At 70.3% G+C, this 720-nt stretch carries 1 protein-coding gene and 2 pseudogenes; all 3 read right to left on the bottom strand.

What is annotated here, in order from left to right; translation table 11 throughout:
- A pseudogene (locus H5965_RS45995) lies at positions 1–139 on the bottom strand (Crp/Fnr family transcriptional regulator); the annotation flags it as partial.
- 14 nt (positions 140–153) lie between these two features.
- Positions 154–321, bottom strand: coding sequence for a hypothetical protein (locus H5965_RS45990; RefSeq protein ID WP_310977643.1), 168 nt, complete (start codon positions 319–321; stop codon positions 154–156).
- A pseudogene (locus H5965_RS45985) lies at positions 321–720 on the bottom strand (Crp/Fnr family transcriptional regulator); the annotation flags it as partial. The pseudogene H5965_RS45985 and the gene H5965_RS45990, both read right to left, overlap by 1 nt.

The raw sequence follows: 720 nt of genomic DNA, 5'->3' as shown, positions 1-720 counted from the left end.
CCCGGTAGGAGCCGGCGGGGACGTCGACCCAGGGCAGCTGGGAGAGCAGCCAGCGGGTGGTGATGCCGCGCATTTGCGGCAGGGTTTTGGTGGTGGTGGTCAGGGTCCGCGCGGCGGTGACGCTCAGCGACAGCTGCACCGAAGAGGCCACGGTCACGGGGTCACCCGCCGGTCGGTCTCGGGTGGGCGGGCGTCGCCGGTGCGCGGGACGATCCGGGCGGCCGCGGTGCCGATCCCGGTCGGTCCGAACGCCGAGGCGGGCAGCACCGGTGGCCGGCCGGGTGTCTCGGGGGTGCGTGGCGGGGTGGCGGGCTCGGGCATCATCCCTCCCGGCCGATTTCGGCGCTTTCCAGCACTGCCAGGGCGTCGGGGACGAGGACGGCGGCGGAGTAGTAGGCGGAGACGAGGTAGGAGATGACGGCTTGGTCGTTGATGCCCATGAACCGCACGTTGAGTCCGGGCTGGTATTCATCCGGCAGCCCGGACTGGTGGAGTCCGACGACGCCTTGGTTTTGTTCGCCGGTGCGCATCAGCAGGATGGAGCTGGTGCGGGTGTCGGTGACGGGGATTTTGTTGCAGGGCAGGATGGGGACGCCGCGCCAGGAGGGGACTTGGTGGCCGGCGAGGTCGACGCTGGTGGGGTAGATGCCGGCTTTGGTGCATTCGCGGCCGAAGGCGGCGATGGTTTTGGGGTGGGCGAGGAAGAAGCCGGGGTCTTTC

Origin of the sequence: Amycolatopsis sp. 505, assembly GCF_031625235.1 — a bacterium.
GTDB lineage: Bacteria > Actinomycetota > Actinomycetes > Mycobacteriales > Pseudonocardiaceae > Amycolatopsis.
This window is presented reverse-complemented; position numbering and strand designations above follow the sequence as displayed.

Excerpts from the sequence above, each read along its gene's own strand:
- H5965_RS45990 (WP_310977643.1), bottom strand. The coding sequence starts at position 321 with ATGCCCGAGCCCGCCACCCCGCCACGCACCCCCGAGACACCCGGCCGG.